Origin of the sequence: Candidatus Pelagibacter communis, from assembly GCF_001179945.1 — a bacterium.
GTDB lineage: Bacteria > Pseudomonadota > Alphaproteobacteria > Pelagibacterales > Pelagibacteraceae > Pelagilacustribacter > Pelagilacustribacter ubique_A.
In genome coordinates this window covers 22518-43956 of the sequence record NZ_CVSG01000055.1, presented here as the reverse complement: position 1 = coordinate 43956, position 21439 = coordinate 22518, and the positions used below count along the sequence as shown (strand labels likewise).

18 protein-coding genes are annotated in these 21439 nt (G+C 30.0%); 7 read left to right on the top strand and 11 right to left on the bottom strand.

What is annotated here, in order from left to right; all coding sequences use genetic code 11:
• Window positions 1–10: 10 nt before the first annotated feature.
• Genes ahcY through polA form a run of 4 tightly spaced genes read right to left on the bottom strand, consistent with a single transcriptional unit; the run spans window position 11 to window position 6372 of the window.
• Window positions 11–1300, bottom strand: coding sequence for an adenosylhomocysteinase (gene ahcY / locus AMN78_RS01425; RefSeq protein ID WP_075533831.1), 1290 nt, complete (start codon window positions 1298–1300; stop codon window positions 11–13).
• Between the two features lie 48 nt (window positions 1301–1348).
• Entirely contained in the window at window positions 1349–2869 is a 1521-nt protein-coding gene (locus AMN78_RS01420; RefSeq protein WP_075533830.1) for a sensor histidine kinase, read from the bottom strand.
• Entirely contained in the window at window positions 2869–3567 is a 699-nt protein-coding gene (locus AMN78_RS01415; protein WP_075533829.1) for a response regulator transcription factor, read from the bottom strand. Before AMN78_RS01415 ends, AMN78_RS01420 begins: the two co-directional genes overlap by 1 nt.
• Window positions 3568–3606: 39 nt before the next feature.
• A complete protein-coding gene (gene polA, locus AMN78_RS01410; RefSeq protein ID WP_075533828.1) occupies window positions 3607–6372 on the bottom strand; it encodes a DNA polymerase I in 2766 nt (921 codons plus the stop codon).
• A 42-nt stretch (window positions 6373–6414) separates the two neighbouring features.
• On the opposite strand from polA, the gene AMN78_RS01405 reads away from it, so the two are divergent.
• Window positions 6415–7344 (top strand): ABC transporter ATP-binding protein, encoded by a 930-nt coding sequence (locus AMN78_RS01405; RefSeq protein ID WP_075533827.1) that lies wholly within the window; start codon window positions 6415–6417, stop codon window positions 7342–7344.
• Between the two features lie 31 nt (window positions 7345–7375).
• Window positions 7376–7927, top strand: a complete 552-nt coding sequence (locus AMN78_RS01400) for a biotin transporter BioY (protein ID WP_075533826.1) — start codon at window positions 7376–7378, stop codon at window positions 7925–7927.
• Between the two features lie 2 nt (window positions 7928–7929).
• Here AMN78_RS01400 and AMN78_RS01395 read toward each other — a convergent pair whose 3' ends face one another.
• The gene (locus AMN78_RS01395) at window positions 7930–8502 is read right to left on the bottom strand and encodes an ActR/PrrA/RegA family redox response regulator transcription factor (RefSeq protein ID WP_075533825.1); all 573 of its coding nucleotides are present in this window, start codon (window positions 8500–8502) and stop codon (window positions 7930–7932) included.
• Between the two features lie 159 nt (window positions 8503–8661).
• Here AMN78_RS01395 and AMN78_RS01390 point away from each other — a divergent pair, with 159 nt between their 5' ends.
• Genes AMN78_RS01390 through speB form a run of 3 tightly spaced genes read left to right on the top strand, consistent with a single transcriptional unit; the run spans window position 8662 to window position 11774 of the window.
• The gene (locus AMN78_RS01390) at window positions 8662–9843 is read left to right on the top strand and encodes a type III PLP-dependent enzyme (RefSeq protein WP_075533824.1); all 1182 of its coding nucleotides are present in this window, start codon (window positions 8662–8664) and stop codon (window positions 9841–9843) included.
• Window positions 9843–10892, top strand: a complete 1050-nt coding sequence (locus tag AMN78_RS01385; RefSeq protein ID WP_075533823.1) for a 1,9-bis(guanidino)-5-aza-nonane synthase — start codon at window positions 9843–9845, stop codon at window positions 10890–10892. Before AMN78_RS01390 ends, AMN78_RS01385 begins: the two co-directional genes overlap by 1 nt.
• Window positions 10893–11774, top strand: a complete 882-nt coding sequence (speB, locus tag AMN78_RS01380; RefSeq protein ID WP_075533822.1) for an agmatinase — start codon at window positions 10893–10895, stop codon at window positions 11772–11774.
• Here the strand turns inward: speB and AMN78_RS01375 are convergent.
• The 6 genes from AMN78_RS01375 to mutM all read right to left on the bottom strand — a co-directional run bounded on the left by AMN78_RS01375 (window position 11764) and on the right by mutM (window position 19153).
• Window positions 11764–13053: an ActS/PrrB/RegB family redox-sensitive histidine kinase gene (locus AMN78_RS01375; protein WP_075533821.1), complete on the bottom strand. Its 1290-nt coding sequence runs from the start codon at window positions 13051–13053 to the stop codon at window positions 11764–11766. The two genes, speB and AMN78_RS01375, sit on opposite strands and share 11 nt — an antisense overlap.
• A 7-nt stretch (window positions 13054–13060) precedes the next feature.
• Window positions 13061–15115, bottom strand: coding sequence for a DNA gyrase subunit B (locus AMN78_RS01370; protein WP_075533820.1), 2055 nt, complete (start codon window positions 15113–15115; stop codon window positions 13061–13063).
• Window positions 15116–15253: 138 nt separating this feature from the next.
• Window positions 15254–16369: a DNA polymerase III subunit beta gene (gene dnaN, locus AMN78_RS01365; RefSeq protein WP_075533819.1), complete on the bottom strand. Its 1116-nt coding sequence runs from the start codon at window positions 16367–16369 to the stop codon at window positions 15254–15256.
• 1 nt (window position 16370) lies between these two features.
• A complete protein-coding gene (dnaA, locus tag AMN78_RS01360; protein WP_075533818.1) occupies window positions 16371–17768 on the bottom strand; it encodes a chromosomal replication initiator protein DnaA in 1398 nt (465 codons plus the stop codon).
• A gap of 220 nt (window positions 17769–17988) precedes the next feature.
• Entirely contained in the window at window positions 17989–18240 is a 252-nt protein-coding gene (gene rpsT / locus AMN78_RS01355) for a 30S ribosomal protein S20 (RefSeq protein ID WP_075533846.1), read from the bottom strand.
• Window positions 18241–18283: 43 nt separating this feature from the next.
• Complete coding sequence (gene mutM / locus AMN78_RS01350; RefSeq protein ID WP_075533817.1) at window positions 18284–19153, bottom strand: bifunctional DNA-formamidopyrimidine glycosylase/DNA-(apurinic or apyrimidinic site) lyase; 870 nt, start codon at window positions 19151–19153, stop codon at window positions 18284–18286.
• An 11-nt stretch (window positions 19154–19164) separates the two neighbouring features.
• Here mutM and ubiE point away from each other — a divergent pair, with 11 nt between their 5' ends.
• Window positions 19165–19869, top strand: coding sequence for a bifunctional demethylmenaquinone methyltransferase/2-methoxy-6-polyprenyl-1,4-benzoquinol methylase UbiE (ubiE, locus tag AMN78_RS01345; RefSeq protein ID WP_075533816.1), 705 nt, complete (start codon window positions 19165–19167; stop codon window positions 19867–19869).
• Window positions 19870–21435 (top strand): 2-polyprenylphenol 6-hydroxylase, encoded by a 1566-nt coding sequence (ubiB, locus tag AMN78_RS01340; protein ID WP_075533815.1) that lies wholly within the window; start codon window positions 19870–19872, stop codon window positions 21433–21435.
• Window positions 21436–21439: the final 4 nt, after the last annotated feature.

The following is a 21439-nucleotide window of genomic DNA, read 5'->3' as shown; positions in this document are numbered from 1 at the left end:
AGCTACTATTTTAGTAGCGGTAAGTATCTGGTTTAAATGGTCCTGATGGTTTAACGCTAATATAATCGGCTTGTTCTTTTGACATTTTAGTTAATTTAGCACCTACTTTTTCTAAATGAAGCATTGCAACTTTTTCATCGAGATGTTTTGGAAGTACATAAACTTTCTTCTCATACTTATCTGAGTTATTCCATAATTCTATTTGAGCAATTACCTGATTTGTAAATGAAGCGCTCATAACAAAACTAGGATGCCCTGTAGCACATCCCAAGTTTACCAATCTCCCTTCTGCTAAAAGAATGATTCTTTTCTTACTAGGTAATTCAATTTCATGCACTTGAGGTTTTATTTCATCCCATTTGTAGTTTTTTAATGCTTCAACTTGAATTTCATTATCAAAGTGACCTATGTTGCAAAGTATTGCTCTATCTTTCATATCTCTCATATGATCAGCTGTAACTATATCTTTATTTCCTGTTGCAGTTACAACAATATCAGCATCCTTGATAGCTTCATCCATAACAACGACTTCGTAGCCTTCCATAGCAGCTTGTAACGCGCAGATCGGATCTGTCTCGGTTACCATAACTCTTGCGCCTGCTTGACGTAAAGAAGCAGCGCTTCCTTTGCCAACATCTCCAAACCCAGCGACAATAGCTACTTTACCTGACATCATTACATCGGTTGCTCTTTTAATTCCATCCACTAAACTTTCTCTACAACCATAGAGGTTATCAAATTTAGATTTTGTTACTGAGTCATTTACATTTATGGCAGGAATTAGTAGCTCTTTATTAGTCTCCATCTTTTTAAGTGCTAAAACACCTGTTGTAGTTTCTTCTGAAACACCCTTAACATCTTTTAATAAATCTTTATATTCTTTGTGCATTAAAGATGTAAGGTCACCACCATCATCTAAAATCATATTTGGCTTCCAATCTTTTTTTCCTTCAATAGTTTGCTTAACGCACCACCAATATTCTTTTTCTGTTTCACCTTTCCAAGCAAAGACAGGAATACCCGCTTTGGCTATTGCGGCTGCTGCATGATCTTGCGTTGAAAAAATATTACATGAAGACCACCTAACTTCTGCTCCTAACTCAACTAAAGTCTCAATTAAAACTGCAGTTTGTATTGTCATATGAAGACAGCCTAAGATTTTTGCGCCCTTTAGAGGTTTTTTACCTTTGTACTCCTTTCGGAGAGCCATTAGTCCTGGCATTTCTGTTTCTGCTAAAGAAATTTCTTTTCTTCCAAAATCTGCTTGATTAATATCTTTTACTTTATAATCCTGAGCCATATTGAAGATGTTATTATCAACATAAAGAAACCTTAGCAAGAAATAATCTTAGGACAATTTAGGGAGTAAAACCTCAACTTGAGCTCCTTTTGTATTTATCCTATTTGAAGCTGCTATTGTTCCTTTATGTAATTGGACAATATTTTTTACAATATTTAAACCTAAGCCTGAGTGTTTTCCAAAACTCGCGGGTCTATTGCTATAAAAACGTTTAAAAATTTTCTGAGGCGAAGTTTCAGCAAAGCCAGGCCCCTCATCTTTAACTGATACTAGTAAATTACTAGAAGTTTCTTCAAGACCAATTTCAATTTTTTGGTTATCTTTACTAAACGAGATTGAGTTATCCAATAAATTAGCAACAACTTGTTCTAACCTATTGCTTATACCGAATATAAAATAATCATTTTTATTTTTTATTTTATTAAAAACATTTATCTTAATTTTTTTGTTTTGATTTATAAGATCTTGGTTAAAGTCTTCCACAACACTATTTACAATTTCAACTAAATTAATTTTACTCATTTTTTCTCGAGATAAAGATGCTTCATCTTTTAACATTTGAGTGTAATCTGTTATTAATCTTTCTATTCTTTCAACATCATGATTTATTATTTTAAGAAGTTTTTCTCCCTCATTTTTTTCAGTAGTTTTGTCTAAAAGTTCTGACGCACTTTTTAAAGATGCGAGTGGATTTCTTATTTCATGAGCTAGATCGTTTGAAAATGTTTCTGCTCTATTAGTTCGTTGTTGTAATTCTTTAGTCATTTCATCAATTGATTGTGTGAGTTTTCCAATTTCATCATTTCTGGTAAAAACTTTATTTATGTCAATTGTTTGACTAGATTTTTTTTTGACACCATCACTGAACCTAACCAAAAGTCCAATTGGCTTAAGAATATATTTATTTAAAAATAGAGAAAAAATTAAAATCACAATCGCAACAGCAATCATAGTTCTTATTATAAATGCTTTTCTCTCTTTCACAGCGGTGGTGATATCATTTGCTTGCTCTGAGACTACAATATAGCCAATATCATTGTTTTGAAATTTGATTTTACTAAGCGTACTTACAAAAAAATCATTTTTTTTGTAGTTTGATACGGTCATTATTTCATCATTATATTTATTTGTAATAATATCTTTAATTTCATCTATTTCCTCTTCTTCAAGTCTTTCTTCAATATCTGGCTTAATTGTTTCACTGCCTAAAGCTTCCTCAAAAATTATGTCTGATCCTGTAAAAACACTTTGATCCAAATCTAAAATGTTTGTATCGCCAATTAGATTTCCCGATAAATCATAAAATTGGACACGGTCTAGACTCTGAAATAAAAATCTAGTAGAGAGCAAGAAATTTCTAATTCCCTCTTTAGTGTACTCTATATTAAGTCTCTCAAGATTATCTTTAGTGTTATTAATTACTATTTTATGATTATCTGATCTTTCTTTTACAAGATTTGGTTGGATTGCTTCAAGATATATAATTGTAAAAAGTCCTAAAACGGAAAAAACTGTAAGGTTAATAATTAAAAACTTCTTTAGAATAGAAGCTGATTTTTTTTGTTTCATTAGCTAACATTCCATCTATATCCACTTCCATATCTAGTTTCAATCGCAGAAAACTTTTCATCTACTTTTTTAAACTTTTTTCTTATTCTTTTTACATGACTATCAATAGTTCTATCTTCAATTTCTGTATTCTCTTTATATGCTATATCCATTAAATGCGCTCTTTCTTTAATAACGCCAGGTCTTTTAGCCAATTCTTTGACAATTAAAAATTCTGTAGTAGTCAGCTTATCAGGCAAAGCTTTTCCATTCCACTCACACTCTAGCTGGGCAGGATCCAGTTTTAATTTTCCATGACTAATAATATTTTTTGTATCGTCAACAGTGTTAGTTTTTTTTCTTAATTGAACTCTTATTCTCTCAATTAAAACTTTAGTAGAAAAACCTCCAGATTTTTTAACAAAATCATCAGCTCCTAGCTTCAAGCCAAGTAGTTCATCAACTTCATCATCTTTTGATGTCAAAAAGATAATTGGAATTGACATTTTTTTTTTGAGTTTTTTAAGCAACTCCTCTCCGTCCATCCTAGGCATTTTGATGTCTAATATCGCTAAGTCAGGTGGATTTCTAGTTAATCCTATTAAAGCAGTCTCACCATCAATATAAGTTTGAACTTTAAATCCCTCTCTTTCTAAAGCCATACTTATGCTAGTGAGTATGTTTCTATCATCATCTACTAAAGCAATTGTATGTGTCATAATTTTATTTTCTTAATTTTATTGTCAAAATTTAGGCGTTTAATGGGCTTCTCCCCAATTGTTTCCAGAACTAATACTAACTTCTAATGGTATTGAAAACATATGATGTTCTGAACTTGAAACTGATGTCATCGCATCTTTAACTATTTTTTTCACTTCAGTTTCATCTTTTTTTGAACTCTCAAAAATAAGTTCGTCATGTATTTGTAAAAGCATTTTTGCCTTTTTCTTTTTTTCAAAAATTTTGTCAATTTTTATCATTGCTAACCTGATAATATCAGCAGCTGATCCTTGTATTGGAGCATTAATTGCTGCTCTTTCCTGAAATGCTCGTACACTAAAATTTTTATCATTAATTCCTCTTAAGTGAATTCTTCTTCCAAAAATATTCGTGACAAAGCCCTGTTTCCTACAAGTTTTAATCGTTGTATTCATATAATCTTTAATCTCAGGAAATTTTTTAAAGTATGAATTAATAAAGTTCAAAGCTTCTTCATTTGAAACTGATATTTGTTTTGCCAAACCATATTGCGTTATTCCATAAATAATTCCAAAATTAATTGCCTTTGCTTTTCGTCTAAAATCATCTGTCACTTTAGTAATTGGCACATCAAAAACCTGACTAGCTGTTAAAGAGTGGATATCTTGATTGTTTTTAAAAGCTTTCTTTAATTCTTTTACATCGGCTATGTCAGCAAGAATCCTCATCTCTATTTGATTATAATCTGCTGAGATAAGTAAACTATCTTTATCTGCAACGAAGGCTTTTCTTATTTCTTTACCATCTGTAGTTTTTATGGGAATGTTTTGTAAGTTAGGATCACTTGAAGCAAGCCTACCGGTATTAGTAGCTGCTAATAAGAAAGAAGTGTGAACTCTTTTTGTTTTTTTACTGATGTGATCTTGCAAAGCATCTGTGTAGGTACTTTTTAATTTTGAAACTTGACGCCATTCTAAAACTAAGTTTGGAAATTTATGTCCTGTCATAGCCAAATCTTCTAAGATTTTAGCACTAGTAGCCAAACTACCTTTTTTTGTTTTTTTTAATTTTGCTATCTTTAATTCGTTATAAATAATTTCTCCTAATTGTTTTGGTGATCCAATATTAAATTTTTTACCTGTTATTTTATAAATTTCTTTTTCAATCTTTATTAATCTTTCTTCAAACTTTTTTGAAAGCTTTTTTAAGTAGACGTCGTCTACTTTTATTCCACTAGTTTCTAACTTTGCTAGAATTTTTATCATTGGTTTTTCAAAAACTTCATAAATTTTTTCCAGCTTTTCCTTTAATATTCTCTCAGATAAAAGCTCATATAACCTTAAAGTTATATCTGCATCTTCAGCTGCATATTCTGTAGCAGATTTCAGATCCACTTCTGAAAAATTTAATTGTTTTTTTCCTGTTCCAACTATTTCCTTATAAGATATAGATTTATGTCCTAGGTGTAATTCAGATAAAGTATCCATGTTATGCCTATTATTTCCAGCATCTAATGTATACGACAACAACATGGTATCATCTATCGGGTTTAATTCAATATTTTCATTTTTAAATATAATAAAATCATATTTTATATTTTGACCAACTTTTTTAATACTTGTGTCCTCTAAAATTGATTTAAGTTTTTTTAAAACTAAATTTTTTTTTAGTTCTGTTTTTTCTTTGTGTTCTAGCGGAATATAATAAGAGTGTTTAGCATCATAACATAAAGATATACCAACTAAGTTTGCTTCCAGTGGATTAAGCGATGAGGTTTCAGTATCAACTGCTATAACTGATTTTTCATTTAATTTTTGTATTAATTCATCAAGCTGCTTTTCATTTGAAATAGTTTTGTAGTTCTTGGTATTTATCTTATCGTTTTTTCTTGCTTGAGTTTTTTCGTTTAAATCTTTATTCCCTGACTCACCATAAAAACTAATAGCTTGGCTGAGCAGTCTATTAAACTCCATATCTCTTAAAAAATTATAGAGTTTATCTTTATTTATCGCCTTAATGATAAAATCAGTAGCATCATGCTTTAAAGGAACATCATTTTTTAAAGTAACTAATTGTTTACTAATCATAGCTTTATCTTTATTTGATATTAGCGTTTCTCGTCTTTTATTCTGAGGTATTTCTGAAGCTTTTTTTAATAAATTTTCTAATGTTTTATACTTATTTATTAATTCAGCAGCTGTCTTAATGCCTATGCCTGGAACTCCTGGAATGTTATCTGAGCTGTCTCCAGCCAAAGACTGTACATCTATTACTTGATTTGGTTTAACTCCAAATTTTTCAATTACTTCTTTTTCTCCTATCACTTTACTTTTCATAGGATCAAACAATCTAACTTTACTAGAAACTAACTGCATTAAGTCTTTATCTGATGAAATTACAGTAACCTTAGCTCCAAGCTCTGTAATTTTTTTTGCATAAGTTGCAATGAGATCATCAGCCTCATAGTTTATTAATTCTACAGATGGTAAATTAAAAGCTTCTACTGATTTTCTTATATATTCAAATTGAGGAGCCAGATCATCAGGGGCTTCTGCTCTGTTAGCTTTATACTCACTATAGATTTCATTTCTAAAATTTTTCCGTGCTGAGTCAAATATTACTGCAAAATGAGTAGGCTTGTTCTTAGTATCATCTGATCTTGCATCCTCTAATAATTTGAAAAGCATTGAGCAAAAACCACTCACTGCTCCAGTTGGAAGACCATCGCTCTTTCTTGAGAGAGGGGGAAGAGCGTAATAAGCTCTAAATATATATCCGGAGCCATCGACTAGATAAAAATGATCTGTTTTTTTTATAGAAGTCATATATACATATTACATTGAATTCTAATCGATTTATAAAAAAGTATGAACAAATTTGCTCTATCTGTTGAAAATCTTACAAAAATTTATTCCAATACTAAATCTGGAAAATCAAATAAAGCATTAAATGAATTGAATTTTGAAGTTAGACAAGGAGAGGTATTCGGGCTTCTTGGACCTAATGGAGCGGGTAAAACAACATTTTTAAGTATCCTAGGTGGAACAGTTGTTAAGACGAGTGGAAAAGTGAATGTATGGGGATTTGATTTAGACAAAAATCCACGCCAGGTAAGAGCATCAGTGGGCATTGTTCCTCAAGAAGTAAATTTAGACGCTTTTTTTAGTCCTAGGCAACTTCTCGATCTTCAAGCTGGTTTATATGGAATAGCAAAAAAAGATAGGATAACTAATTTAATTCTTAAAATTGTTGCCCTTGAAAACAAAGCCAACGCTTACTCAAGAAATTTATCAGGTGGTATGAAAAGAAGACTGCTTATAGCCAAAGCAATGGTTCATCAACCTCCAATTTTAGTTTTAGATGAGCCTACAGCAGGCGTAGATGTAGAACTACGTAATAATCTTTGGGAAAACGTAAAAGAGCTTAACAAAGAAGGTGTAACAATAATATTGACTACACATTACCTCATTGAAGCCCAACAGATGTGTGATCGAATTGCAATAATAGATAAAGGGAATTTAGTTGCATTAGATACTACTGAGAACTTATTAAAGCGTATCAAGACTAAAAAAATAAATTTAAAAGTAAAAAACATAAGTTTAAATGAAAATCTATTGATGAAAGATATCAATTTCAAAATAAACTCAAAAAATTCAATCGAAATTACATATGAAAAAAACTCATTAGATTTTGGTGAAATAGCCAATTATTTAAATCAAAATAATATCAAAATTGAGGATATTTCTACTGAAGATGGTGATTTAGAAGATGTTTTTGTGCAACTAACAAAACACTAGATTTTAAATTAAAAAAAGTTAAATTGTATTTATGGAATTTGTAAAAAGTTTTAAACAAACCAAACTAATAAAATATTTATTTATAGCCTTACTGGGGTCAATACTTTTGGCAGTATCATCAAAAATCAAAATTCCTTTTTACCCGGTACCTATGACAATGCAGACATTTGTTGTTTTATTTATAGGAGTTGCTTTTGGTTGGAAGCTTGGCCTCGCCACAATTTCTTTATATTTATTTGAAGGCATCTTAGGCTTGCCAGTTTTTTCAGGTACTCCAGAAAAAGGAATAGGAATAGTATATTTCACAGGACCTACAATGGGTTACTTAGTTGGATTTATTATTGCAGTATACTTAGCCGGAAAATTTAAATACGATGAAAATTTATTTAAGACTTTTTTTAAATTATCTTTTGCAACAAGTTTCATTTATTTATTTGGGATGCTTTGGTTAGGAAATCTTATTGGATGGGATAAACCAATATTTAAATTAGGCGCTCAACCTTTCTTGTTAGCTGAACTATTAAAGATTCTAATTGCAACTTTAGCTATTAAACAAATTAAAAAGTTAAGAAAAATCGTCTAGTATTATCTTGGAGATCTTTTAGAAAGGATTCTTTGCAATGTTCTCCTATGCATCTTAAGTCTTCTTGCTGTTTCAGACACGTTTCTATTGCATAACTCAAATACTCTGTGTATGTGCTCCCATTTAACTCTATCTGCTGACATGGGATTTTCAGGTGGCTTTGCTTTAGACTCTGGAGATGCTAGAAGTGCAGCTTCAACGTCATCAGCGTCAACTGGTTTTGCGATATAGTCTATGGCACCAACTTTTACCGCCTCTACAGCCGTCGGTAGATTCCCGTATCCCGTTAACATCACTATTCTACTTTCTTTTTTATTTTTGAAGAGTTCTTTAACAACATCAAGCCCATTACCATCCTCAAGTCTTAAATCTATCACTGCAAATGCTGTTGGGAAGCTCTTAGCTATATTTAAGCCCTCAGCTACAGATTTTGCCTCTTTTACCTGAAAACCCTTCTTTTCCATGGCTCTAGCTAGCCTTCCTCTCAGTGGATCGTCATCATCCAGGATTAACAATGATTTATCGTCAAAGTCGTCCAATTTTAGCTGCTCAGGCACATTTTTTTGTGATCTCATCAGCCTCTATATGGGTACTGTTGACAAAATTTCAACACGACAAAAATGTCCTTTTTTTCTTTACATAAAGTAAAAAAAACCTTAAACGCGGAATAAATAAGGTTTTTTTTATTAAATTTTTTAAAAAATCTTTGTGTAATTTAACGAGGGACACATGAAATGGGAAAATTTAAGACAGTTAACGAATTAGTTAACTCGCTGAAACCAGATTACCCCGTATATTGTATACGGCTTAACGAGATTAAAAAATCCGTAAAATTTTTTAGAGAAAATTTTCCAGGGAAAATACTATACGCCGTTAAAACAAATCCAAACGAAAAAATTATTAAACAAATAATAAATAACGGTATCAATGAGTTTGATGTTGCCTCTTTAAATGAAATTAAACTAATTAAAAAAATTAAATCAGACTCAAAGTTGCATTTTATGCACACGATTAAAAGTAAAGAAAGTATTTCTTCAGCTTACTTCGACTACGGTGTAAAAAGTTTCTCCCTGGATAGTAAAGATGAATTAAGAAAAATTTTAGATGCTACCAACCGAGCAAAAGATTTAGAGTTATTTGTAAGAATTGCAATTTCAAATGAACATGCAGAAATAGATTTATCTAGAAAATTTGGAGCTCTTCCATCTGAAGCTTTGGGATTAGTGAGATTATGTAAAGATCATTCAAGAAAAATTGGAATAAGTTTTCATGTAGGTTCTCAATGCATGCATAAAATCTCTTACTCTAAGGGCATACGTGAAATAGGAAATATTATAAAAAAGACAAAGATAGTTCCAGACACAATCAATGTTGGAGGCGGTTTTCCCTCTGTTTACCCAGACCTTAATCCAGAGCCATTGATAAATTATATGGACGAGATTAAAAAAGAATTAAAAAATTTAAAACTTAATAAATTGCCTGAAATAATCTGTGAGCCAGGAAGGTCTCTAGTCGCAGAAAGTGGGTCCACAATTATTAAAGTTATTTTAAGAAAAAAAAATAATCTTTACATTAATGATGGAACATATGGATCTTTATTTGATGCTGGAGCACCAAATTTTGTTTTACCTTCAAAAATGATTACATCCGGAAGGGCTCACTCTAAAAAACTTACTGCTTTTAGTTTTTTTGGACCTACTTGTGATGGGTTAGATTATATGAAAGGTCCTTTTTTGTTACCAAATAACATTAAAGAGGGTGACTATATAGAGTTAGGTCAGCTAGGAGCCTACAGTCTTACTTTCAGAACAAACTTTAATGGTTTTTATTCAAATGAAATTCACGAATTAAGTGACAAACCAATTATATCTATGTACGATAATACAAATGATAAGGTTGGTTCTTTAGTAGCTTAATGAATAAAAAAAATAGTCCTAACATCGGACATAACAAAAAATCTCTTCTTAATTCCCCAGTTGAACATATCGATATTAAATCTTTTGATGCTCGTAAGATTATCGATGGGATGAGTAAAATGTCCTTCACCTCTAGAGATACAGCCAGAGCAGCATCTATATACAATGAAATGCTTGCAGATAAGGATTGTTCAATTTTTTTAACTTTGGCAGGTTCAACCTCAGCTGGTGGGTGTATGGATTTATATACTGATTTAGTAAAGTACAACATGGTTGATGCGATAGTAGCTACCGGGGCTTCTATTATTGATATGGATTTTTTTGAAGCTTTAGGCTTTAAACATTATCAAGGTTCTCAATTTCAAGATGATGCTGAGCTTAGAAACAACTACATAGATAGAATCTATGATACCTATATAGATGAAGAAGAGCTACAAGCATGTGATCAAACTATTTGCGATATTGCTAATACATTAAAACCTAAAACTTATACTTCAAGAGAATTCATATTAGAGTTAGGAAAATATCTTAAATCTAATTCTAAAAAAAAAAGTTCATTAATAGAAACAGCGTACGATAATAATGTTCCGATATTTTGCCCAGCTTTCACGGACAGTTCAGCTGGTTTTGGACTAGTAATGCATCAAGAAAATAACCCTCATAAACATATTACAATTGACTCCATTAGGGAATTTAGAGAATTGACTGAAATAAAACTCCAATCAAAACAATCAGGACTGTTGATGATTGGTGGAGGGGTGCCTAAAAATTTCATTCAAGACACAGTAGTTTGTGCAGAATTACTGGGCAAAAAGGTTGACATGCATAAATATGCTATACAAATTACTGTTGCTGACACCAGAGATGGCGCCTGCAGTAGCTCTACGTTAAAAGAAGCTAGCTCCTGGGGAAAAGTTGATATTACAAAAGAACAAATGGTATTTGCTGAGGCTACGAGTGTTTTGCCACTAATTGCAAGTGATGCATATCACAGAGCTAATTGGAAAAAGAGATCAAGAAGAAATTTTTCGCAAATTTTTGAGTCTTAAATGAACTACTTAAATCAGAAAAAAGGTTTTTTAGGATTTGATGCGTATCACAAAACAAAGTCGAAAGTAGTTGTGGTCCCATTTGGTCTAGAAAAAACCGTAAGCTATGGTAGTGGAACTAAGAATGGACCAAAAGAAATAATTAAAGCCTCTCATCAAGTAGAGTTATTTGATGAAGAGTTGGATAAAGAGCCCTACGATGAAATAGGCATTCAAACCTTAAAACCTTTCAAAATTAAAAGTAAATTAAATGATGCTTTAAATCAATTATCAGAAATAAATGAGAAGATACTTTCTGAGAAGAAATTTCCATTAGTCTTAGGAGGTGAACACTCTATTACTCCGGGATCTATTAAACCATTTACCAAAAGACACAAAGAATTAATCCTTCTTCATTTTGATGCTCATGCTGATCTAAGAGAAAGTTATAAAGGAGAAAGATTTTCTCATGCTTCTGCAATTAAAAGATGCCTGGATTTTAACAATTTAAAAGTTGTATCTTTTGGTATCAGAAATCTTTCAAAATCTGAAATGGATTTTTATAATAAGAATAAAAGTAGGATAGAGATTTTTTGGGCTAAAGATAAAAAAAATTGGGATCTTGAAAAATTAAATAACTTATTTCAAAACAAACAAGTTTACATAACTTTTGATGTGGATGCTTTTGATGCAAGTATCATGCCAGCAACTGGAACCCCAGAACCAGGCGGGTTGTTTTGGGACGAAGTTTTGCTTATCATAAAGAAAGTTTGTCAAATTTCAAATATAGTTGGTGCAGATATTAATGAGCTTTCACCAATAAAAAAATTTGATTCATATAATTTTTTAGTAGCAAAATTAGCTTATAAGATTATTGCTTACTCTTTTGAATTTAAGCGTTAAGTAAAATATTTTTTGGTGACCAACTGATTACTACTGAAGCACCGCCCAAATTTTTGTCATCTTTAAATAACAGTTTGGCGTTTTGTCTCTCTAATAAAGTTTTACCTAAGAAAGTTCCAAGGCCTAAGCCTGAATTTGAATTTAATTCTAATGATCTGGATTTAATATATGGTTCTCCCAATTTTTCAATTATATCTTTGGGGAAACCTGGGCCATCGTCATTCACTACGATTTTAATTTCTTTTTCATTACTAATCAAAAAAATATTAACCTTACTTTTTGAAAATTTAATCGCATTTCCGATAAAATTTCTTAAGCCATAGATCATTTCTGCAGATCTTTGTATATCAATTTTGTTTTTATCTTTATCGGATACAAGAGTTATATTCTTGGAAGATGTTTCTTTAAAAGAATTTATTATTTCCTCAAGTAAATTCTCTAATTTAGTTGAACTAAAAAATTTATCTTCCTCAATTTGTTTTTTTGAAATTCTCTTTAAGATTTCACTACATCTCTTAGATTGACTTATTAGCAGATCAATGTCTTTAGAGAGGTCCTCGTTGTCTCCGATTTCTTTCTTTAATTCTTTTGCTACTACACTTATTGTAGCTAAAGGTGTTCCAAGAGAATGTGCAGCAGCAGCAGCTTGGCCTCCTAAAGACTCCAATTCGTACTCTTTGTAAATTACTTCTTGAAGTTTTTTAAAAGCTGCCTCTGTTTTCTTTTTTTCTCCAGCAAATCGAATACCAAAATAACTAAGAAATATTAAACCGATTAAAATAGATATAATAATTCCAATTTTATAAAAATTCGGGAAATGTAATAAATTCATGTCCTCACCTGGCAATGGCAAATAAAAAAATGAGATAATTAATAAAAGTATTGATGTTATCAAACCTAGAATTATTGTTGTTCCCATACTTAAAAATGTTGAAGAAACTATAGCTGGAATAATTAATAAAAAAGAGAATGGATTAAATATTCCACCTGTTAAGTAAAGAAGAGCACTCAACTGTATTAGATCGAATAGTAGAAAAGGAGCAGCATAAATATCTTTAAGTTGATTAATTTTAATACCAAATTGAAGATATAAATTTGTGATCAAACCAAGTGAAATGATTAAATAACACTCTAAAATTGGAAACGGTAAATCTAGATGGTAGTAAACAATACCAATTGCTAAAAACTGGCCAAAAATGGCTATATATCTTAAAATTGTGAGTGTATTCTTATCTAAGCTTAAATTCTCTTTTGTTCGGAAAAGAGTGGAGAAATTCATTACTTTATTAAATATCTAAATTAGCTACTTCTAAGGCGTTGTTTGTAATAAAATCCTTTCTAGGAGCGACTTCGTCACCCATCAAAATCTCAATCATTTTCTGATCGTCCTTAGATTTATCTTTTGTTCCTTTAGTATATTGAACTCTTAACATTGTTCTATTATCAGGATTTAATGTTGTGTCCCATAGTTCCTCCGGATTCATTTCTCCTAAACCTTTAAATCTTTGAATAGAAAGTTTTTCTCTTTGTTCCTGTATGAATTTTTTGTAATCTGATGATCCTCTCTTTATATTTTTGCTTAATTTTGATGTTTCTAGTATGTAATTTTCTAAATTTTTTTCATCTTTTATATAAATACTTTTATTGGCTTTAGTAACTTTAAACAATGGTGGTTGAGCTAAATAAATATGACCATTTTCAATTAATTGATTGAATGGGGAATTATTAAAAAAAGTTAATAACAATGTTCTTATGTGCGACCCATCAACGTCAGCATCTGTCATAATTACAATTTTATCGTATCTTAAATTATCAATATTAAAATCTTTAGAACCTGTCCCTAAGGCGTTTATTAAAGTAACTATCTCAGAGGAAGACATCATTTTTGACAAAGCTTTTGTGGATTGATCATCACCATTTTTTTTCCCATTTACAAAAGTATTTAAAATTTTTCCTCTTAATGGAAGCACTGCTTGAAATTCTCTTACTCTTCCTTGTTTAGCAGATCCACCAGCAGAGTCACCCTCTACAATAAATAGTTCAGTTCCTTCCCGCTTTTGAATTTGACAATCAGCAAGTTTACCTGGTAATCCAGAAAGTTCAAAAGTTCCTTTCCTTCTAACACTGTCTCTTGCTTTCCTTGCTACCTCTCTTGCCATTGCAGCTTGAGTAATTTTTTCTATAACAATTTTTGCTACAGAAGGATTCTGATCAAACCATGTAGAAACTTTTTCACTGATAATATGTTCTACGATGTTTCTAATTTCTGAAGAAACTAATTTATCTTTTGTTTGAGAGGAGAATTTTGGATCTGGCATTTTAATTGAAAGTATGGAAGTTAATCCTTCCTTAATGTCATCACCTGACAAGCTAACCTTATTTTTTTTACTTTTATCTGAAGCATACTTATTAATTACTCTTGTAAGTGCGCTTCTAAAACCTAACAAATGTGTTCCTCCATCTTTTTGGGGAATATTATTTGTAAAAGCTAAAACCTCTTCGGAATAGCCTGCATTCCATTCAAATGAGCACTCAACAACTACATTGTTTTTCATTGATGTAACGTATACAGGTTTTTTGAAAACTTCTTTCTCATTTTTATTTACTAAAATAGGCTTTTTATTATTTATATATTTTACAAACTCGATTATACCCCCGTCATACTTGTGAACAGTTTCTTTGTTTTTTTTTCCAGTTTTGTCATTTAAAATAATCGAAACCCCTTTATTTAAAAATGCCAGTTCCCTAATCCTTTTTTCTAAAATAGAAGCACTAAACTTTATAGATGAAAAGACCTCCCTAGATGGTAGAAAACAAATCTTTGTTCCTTTTTGTTTGGTGGAGCCTTTCTTTTTTAGAGGTTTAATTGTTTCTCCATTTTTAAAAAGTATTTCATACTCTTTTCCGTCTCTATAAATGTTAAGGGATAATTTTTCAGACAGTGCATTAACAACCGAAACTCCTACCCCGTGCAGACCTCCTGAAACTTTGTATGACTCATGATCAAATTTACCTCCAGCGTGTAATTGTGTCATTATTACCTCTGCAGCTGACATTTTTTCACCTTTATGCATATCAACAGGGATACCTCTTCCGTCGTCTTCGACGGTAATTGTATTATCTTCATTCATCGTAACAGTGATTTTTTTACAATATCCAGCTAAAGCTTCGTCAATAGAATTGTCAACAACTTCAAAAACCATATGATGTAAACCAGACCCATCGTCGGTATCGCCAATGTACATACCTGGTCTTTTTCTAACAGCTTCTAAGCCTTTTAAGACCTTGATTGAGTCCGCACCATAATTTGGATTTGTATTTAATTCTGAATTTTTAGGCATTTTTGTATATTTTGAATTTAGTTATTGTATCATTTTTTTTGTTCAATTTGAAACACCAGAGATGATAAGGCATCTAGAACTATTAAGTACCAACGATTCTAGGTCAAAAAATAAAAAAAGTTTTGATTTTAGGTAAAATCAAATTTTCATTGGCATAATAACATAAAAACTATTTTTGTCTGAAAGATCCTCTATTAATACTGGAGATGTTGAGTCTTTCAAATTTAACTTTAAATTTTTATTTTCTACCTCTGATGCGATATCAAGTAAATATTTAGAATTAAAACTTATAATCAAGTTCTCTGAATTAAATTCAGCTTTGATTTTTTCATTTCCTTCTCCAGAATTAGCACTATTTACTGAAAGTTGAACATTGTCCTTTTGTATTGACATTTTTACACCCTCTTTTCTATCCAGTGAAACACTAGCTACTCTTTCAATTGAACTAATAAAATCTTTTGATCCAACTAATAAAGCTTTATCATTACCAGATGGTACGACTTTTTTATAATCTGGAAATTTACCGTCAATTACCTTTGAAATTAATTGCATATTTCCCATCATAAATTTTATTTTATTTTCTGATATCTGCATCAATAGCTTTTCATTTATTTCTGAAAGAATTGAGCATAATTGAAAGACAGTTTTTCTAGGCAAAATAAAGGGTTGAAATTCATCATTATTTTTAATTTCCAGACTACTCGAAGATAGTCGATGACTATCTGTTGCCACCCCAGTTAAAAAATATCTTCCGTGTCCCTCCGTCAAGTGAAAAAAAACACCATTCAAATAATGCCTAGTATCATCATTAGAAATAGAAATTTTCGTTTTGTTTAATAGTTTTAAAAAACTCTGATTATCAAAGGACATTTCTTTACTATTAAATTCATCAGAGAAAGTAGGGAAATTATCGGTTGGTAAACAATTAAGGTTAAAATCAGCATTTTCACTCTTTAAACTTAGCTTGTTTTCTGATTTTAGGTCGAAATTTATTTCTGAGTCTGCCGATATTTTTCTTAATATATCGTAGAGAATCGCTGCTGAAGTAGTGGTACTACCTTCATTGATTACTTTCACATCAGTTATTTCATCATGAAAAATAATATCAAGATCTGTAGCTACAATAGATAACTTTTTACCTTTTAATTGCATCAAAACATTCGACAATATTGGTAGTGTATTTTTTTTTTCAACTATGCCTTGAACAATATTTAAAGATTTGAGTAATTTATCTCTCTTAATAGAAAATTGCATTTTATTGCTCAAGCAAAAGACTTTTAATTTGATTAATGTTTTTTTTCATCTCATCATCTTGCTCTGATAATCTAGTTATTGTTTTAACAGCATGAATAACTGTTGTGTGGTCTCTATTTGCAAACCTTCTGCCAATTTCGGGTAATGATCTAGTTGTTAATTTTTTTGCAAGATACATTGCTATTTGCCTCGGTCTAGCTAAAGGTCTCGATCTTCTCTGTGATAACATATCACTTAAAGGTATATTAAAATAATTAGATACTACGTTTTGGATTTTATCAACCGTTATAACTTTGATTTGATTGAATACATCTTTTAAAATATTTTTACAGTCTGCAATATTTAAAACTTTGTTATGAACCCTACTGAAAGCTACTACTCTGTTCAATATACCAATCAGATCTCTTATGTTTGTTTTACTTTCATAGGCAATGTACGTTATAACCTCGTCATTTAATGTAATATTTTCTTTAAATTGATTTTGAATTTCTTCAATTTTTTTCTTAATAATTTTCTGTTTAAGTTCTAAGTCAGGAGACTCTATATCTACAACTAGTCCACCAGCTAATCTTGATTTTAATCTTTCTTGAACTCTATCAAGTTTCATAGGAGTTCTATCAGCTGATATAATTATTTGAGAGCCTTTGTCCATCAAACTATTGAAGGTATGAAAAAACTCTTCTTGAAGGCTTTCTTTTCCACTTATAAATTGGATATCATCAATAATAAAAATTGATGATTTTCGAAAAAAATCTTTAAAATTTACCATGTCATTTTTTTTTATAGATTTAATAAAATGGTACATAAACCTCTCAGCTGAGATAAACATTACGTTATTTTCGTCTTGTAATTCTAATCCTATAGCATTTAAAAGATGAGTTTTTCCTAGGCCTACTCCTCCACAGATATAAAGTGGATTATATCTAGATAAATGTTCACAAACTTTCTTTGAATATGAGAGTGCGATGTCATTACTTTTTCCCTGGATAAAACTGTTAAAATTTAAATTTGGGTTAAGTCTATTGTAGTTTAGTATCGAGTCTTTTATTTCTGTGACTTTATTTAATTGATCAATCTTAATAATGTCTTGCGAATTCTTGCCTTCCTCGATGATTTTAAATTCAATCCTGTTTAAACTTAACTTGAAGCTTTTTACCTGTTCTAATATTTTGTCTAAATATCTAGAAACAATCCAATCCCTAAAAAATCTTGTTGGGACACCTAAAATTAAATAATCATTGAACTCTTTCACTAAAGAGATTTTCTGTAACCAGCTGTTATAAATTTCGCCACCAAATGACTTTTTAAATGCATTTTGAACCTCCAGCCAATCTAAAGTGTTTTCTTCTTCTGAAACAAAAACATTTTGATTTTTTTTAATATTATTATTTTTTTCCATTTGAAATAAAAAAAGTAGAGAGACTGTTTTAACTCCCTTTTAAAAATATTTGCAAGATTTTTTTTTAAAAAATCAAAATTAAATCCAATTAGGTTGTAGCTTTATCGTTTAAATAGAAAAAAAAAATTACAACTTTTAAATGAAACTATATTTTGATTTTTAAAATCTAAAAAATATAAATATAGTTTTTTAAACTAAATAATAATTTAATTTAAGTAGTTTAAATTTTTTTTGATATTCTTGAAATTTTTCTTGAAGCAGTTTTTTTGTTTACTACTCCAGATTTAGCAACCTGCATTAGAATTGATTGAAAATTCGGAAAGTAATTTTTGATTTTAGCCTTGTCTTTAGATTTAATCAGCGTTTCCATTTGCTTGATTGCATTTTTATACTTACTTTTTCTAATCCTATTAGTCTTAGCTTGCTTTTTGACTCTTCTTACTCTTCTGATAGCTGATTTTGTATTAGGCATTTTCACGATTATATATATGTCTCAATTATTTCGGTCAACTTTATTATTTTTGACATCTTTTACAAAAAAAAGTTGCCCTATTAGAAATACTAGTCTTAATTACACTGTTGTTACAATCTATATTAGAACATTTTTTATCTTTTCTTCCATAGATCTTAAAATATTGTTGGTACACCCCCTTTTTTCCATTTTCACTAGAAAAATCTTTAATGGTAGAGCCACCAAGTTTTATTGAGCCTTTTAAAATAATTTTTGAATATTTAATAATTCTTTCTATTTCAATATTCTTAAGTTTTTTTACTACACGACTTGGTCTTACACCACTTAAAAATAAAATTTCATTTACATAAATATTTCCTAATCCAGATACAAATTTTTGGTCCATTAAAATATTTTTAATATTTCTTTTTCTATTAGCGATATAAGTTTTAAAATATTTAAAATTCCATTTTTTCTCAAGTGGTTCTGGCCCTAAATTATTCAAATGAGATATGCTTGTTGTTCTATTTAACTCATATAACTTTATAAATCCAAATTTTCTTACATCATTATAAATTAGTTTCCGATTTTTATTTAAAAAAAATATCACCCGATTATGTTTTTGATCCTTCTGATAGTTAAGCAGATAATAAAAGCTAGTTTTAAATTTTTCTTTGTTTTGATCTATAAAAAAAAACTTACCAGTCATACCTAAATGGACTAACATTAAATAAGATTCATCAATTTCAAAAATTAAAAATTTAGATCTTCTTTTGATACTCTTAATTTTTTTTCCTGCAAGTTTGTTGCCAATTTCTTTTTCTACCTTATATCTTAATTTGTGATCTTTGATTTGAACCTTTTTAATAATCGAATTTAAGATTTTCTTCTTTAAGGACCTTTTAACAACTTCAACTTCAGGTAATTCTGGCATATAATTCTGGTATGAAAAGTACTATTCAAGATAAAAATAAATTAGTCAATTCTGTATTTTCTAATGTTCATAAAAAATATGACTTAATGAATGATATTATGTCACTGGGTATACATAGGCTTTGGAAAGAAAAGTTCATTAATTGGATGAATCCACAGCCCAATACAAAATTAATTGATGTTGCATCAGGAACTGGTGATATAGCTAAACTTTTCTTTAAGAAAACAAATGAAACTGGAAAAATTACTTGCGTTGAGCCAAATAAAAAAATGTTGGAACAAGGTAAGATTAAATTAAAAAGATATAGCACAATTCATTGGATAAATTCACAGGCTGAAAAAATTCCAGTTAAAAATAATACTTTTGATTATTACTCGATAAGTTATGGATTAAGAAATGTATCGAATATAAATATTGCTTTAAAAGAAGCTTTAAGAGTATTAAAACCAGGTGGCAGGTTTATGTGTTTAGAATTTTCGAAAATAGATAATGAACTAATAAACTTTCTTTACAAACAATATTCAAAATCTATTCCTATAATTGGCAAATTTGTTGTGGGATCCGAAAAACCATACGAATATTTAGTTGATAGTATAAAAAAGTTTTATAACCAAGAACAACTAGTTGAATTAATGAAATGTAATGGATTTACCAACATAGAGTACAGAAATGTCTCTTGTGGTGTTTCGGCAATACATTCAGGTTGGAAAATATAAATGTTTAAAAGAGTCTTCAAATTATTTCAAATTGCTAGAAAATTTTCAACTTCAGGAGCGGTAGGCATAATTAATGAAACACATCAATTGCCAGCAGTAATTAATTTATTTTTTAATTTAATATCTATAGGAACGAATTCAGAAATACAAGATAAGCAAAAAACTTCTGGTGAAAAGCTTTGCGTTGCTCTTCAAGGAATGGGAACAACTTTTATAAAATTAGGACAATTTCTAGCCACTAGACCAGATATTATTGGTGAAGAATTAGCAAAAGATCTTGAAAAATTACAAGATAAAGTTCCCGCATTTGATCTATATGACGCAAAGAAAATTATTAAAAAAGAAATTGGTGAAAATTATTTTAAAGATATAAGTGAAATAAGTGAGCCAATTGCAGCCGCTTCAATTGCTCAAGTGCATTTGGCTAGGATAAATTATGAAGGAAAGGAAAAACAAGTTGCCATAAAAATATTAAGGCCGGAAATAGAAAAATTATTTAATGAAGAATTAGACGCTCTAATGTTGTTTGCTTATATAATTGAAAATACACTTCCCAAAGCAAAAAGATTAAAATTAATTGAGGTGGTTCATTTATTAAGAGAGATAACAAATATCGAGATGGATTTAAGATTTGAAGCTGCTGCTGCTAATGAACTCTATGAAAACACAAAAAATGATATAGGATTTATTGTTCCAAAAATTTATTGGAATTATACAACTAAGAAAATATTGACTTTAGATAAAGTAGAAGGTGTTTCAATTAGGGAAATCAAAAAAATTAACGAACTTGGAGTTGATCTTAAAAAACTTGCAGAAAATTTAATACAATTGTTTTTAACACAGGCAGTAAGAGACGGTTTTTTTCACGGTGATATGCATCAAGGAAATTTATTTGTTGACGCGAAAGGAAATGTTATTCCTGTAGATTTTGGAATAATGGGACGTTTAGATAAAAACAATAGAAAATTTTTAGCAGAAATTTTGTACGGTTTTATTAAAAGAGACTACGTGAAAGTTGCTGAAGTCCATTTTCAAGCCGGTCTTGTTCCTCAAGATGCGTCTAAAGAGGAGTTTGCGCAAGCATTAAGATCCGTAGGTGAACCAATTTTTGGTCAATCTATTAAAGATATTTCTGGTGGAAACTTATTAGCTCAATTATTTGAAATTACTGAGAAGTTTAATATGCCTACTCAACCTTCTCTTCTTTTATTACAAAAAACAATGGTTGTTGTAGAGGGAGTTGCGAGAAAACTTTACCCTGAAACAAATATTTGGGAGGTATCAAGACCTATTCTTGAGGAATGGCTTAAAAGTATTAAAAGTCCAAAGTCTACCATTGATACTGCTATTAATACCTCTTCTGAAATTCTCAAACGAATTCCAGATCTGCCAGAATTAATGGACAGAGCTGATTATGCTCTAAAATTAATGTCTGAAGGTAAATTAAATCTTGCAATTGGATCAAATAAAAATTTAGAATTAGAACAAATGAAGATTAAAAACTTTAGAAATAATATAGTTATTAGTTTTTTTGGTGTTGTAATTGTCTTTCTATTAGTATTTTAATTAA

Bases quoted from the DNA above. Each gene is read 5' to 3' on its own strand.
- mutM (WP_075533817.1), bottom strand. From the start codon at position 19,153: ATGCCAGAATTACCTGAAGTTGAAGTTGTTAAAAGGTCCTTAAAGAAG.
- polA (WP_075533828.1), bottom strand. From the start codon at position 6,372: ATGACTTCTATAAAAAAAACAGATCATTTTTATCTAGTCGATGGCTCC.
- AMN78_RS01395 (WP_075533825.1), bottom strand. From the start codon at position 8,502: ATGAGATCACAAAAAAATGTGCCTGAGCAGCTAAAATTGGACGACTTT.
- AMN78_RS01390 (WP_075533824.1), top strand. From the start codon at position 8,662: ATGGGAAAATTTAAGACAGTTAACGAATTAGTTAACTCGCTGAAACCA.
- AMN78_RS01400 (WP_075533826.1), top strand. From the start codon at position 7,376: ATGGAATTTGTAAAAAGTTTTAAACAAACCAAACTAATAAAATATTTA.
- rpsT (WP_075533846.1), bottom strand. From the start codon at position 18,240: ATGCCTAATACAAAATCAGCTATCAGAAGAGTAAGAAGAGTCAAAAAG.
- AMN78_RS01405 (WP_075533827.1), top strand. From the start codon at position 6,415: ATGAACAAATTTGCTCTATCTGTTGAAAATCTTACAAAAATTTATTCC.
- ahcY (WP_075533831.1), bottom strand. From the start codon at position 1,300: ATGGCTCAGGATTATAAAGTAAAAGATATTAATCAAGCAGATTTTGGA.
- ubiE (WP_075533816.1), top strand. From the start codon at position 19,165: ATGAAAAGTACTATTCAAGATAAAAATAAATTAGTCAATTCTGTATTT.
- dnaA (WP_075533818.1), bottom strand. From the start codon at position 17,768: ATGGAAAAAAATAATAATATTAAAAAAAATCAAAATGTTTTTGTTTCA.
- AMN78_RS01420 (WP_075533830.1), bottom strand. From the start codon at position 2,869: ATGAAACAAAAAAAATCAGCTTCTATTCTAAAGAAGTTTTTAATTATT.
- AMN78_RS01415 (WP_075533829.1), bottom strand. From the start codon at position 3,567: ATGACACATACAATTGCTTTAGTAGATGATGATAGAAACATACTCACT.
- speB (WP_075533822.1), top strand. From the start codon at position 10,893: ATGAACTACTTAAATCAGAAAAAAGGTTTTTTAGGATTTGATGCGTAT.
- ubiB (WP_075533815.1), top strand. From the start codon at position 19,870: ATGTTTAAAAGAGTCTTCAAATTATTTCAAATTGCTAGAAAATTTTCA.
- AMN78_RS01375 (WP_075533821.1), bottom strand. From the start codon at position 13,053: ATGAATTTCTCCACTCTTTTCCGAACAAAAGAGAATTTAAGCTTAGAT.
- dnaN (WP_075533819.1), bottom strand. From the start codon at position 16,369: ATGCAATTTTCTATTAAGAGAGATAAATTACTCAAATCTTTAAATATT.
- AMN78_RS01385 (WP_075533823.1), top strand. From the start codon at position 9,843: ATGAATAAAAAAAATAGTCCTAACATCGGACATAACAAAAAATCTCTT.
- AMN78_RS01370 (WP_075533820.1), bottom strand. From the start codon at position 15,115: ATGCCTAAAAATTCAGAATTAAATACAAATCCAAATTATGGTGCGGAC.